This is a genomic window from Nocardioides antri, from assembly GCF_008373765.1.
Classification (GTDB): domain Bacteria; phylum Actinomycetota; class Actinomycetes; order Propionibacteriales; family Nocardioidaceae; genus Nocardioides; species Nocardioides antri.
Genome location: NZ_VUJW01000056.1, coordinates 273 through 513, shown reverse-complemented (window position 1 = coordinate 513; position 241 = coordinate 273). Strand labels below are relative to the sequence as shown.

General features: G+C 73.0%; 1 pseudogene. It reads left to right on the top strand.

Annotated elements, in window-relative coordinates:
- Positions 1-241: pseudogene (locus F0U47_RS21490) on the top strand (FAD-dependent oxidoreductase); the annotation flags it as partial.

Genomic DNA, 241 nt, shown 5'->3' with positions numbered 1-241 from the left:
GTCCGTGACCTCGGCCTCGACATCAGCCTGGTCTCACGCGCGACGGCGTCGTACACGCCCGTGATCCGCGACGGCAAGCCCGGCGGCCTCCTCGTCGAGCGCGCCGAGGGTGACGCGACGCGCAAGTCGTTCCGGGAGCTGACCGGCTCCGACGAGGAGTACGACGCCTGGCGCACCTTCTACACCGACGTCGCCCACCTCGGCTGGACGGTGGCGCCGACGCTGCTGCGCCCGCTCCCCC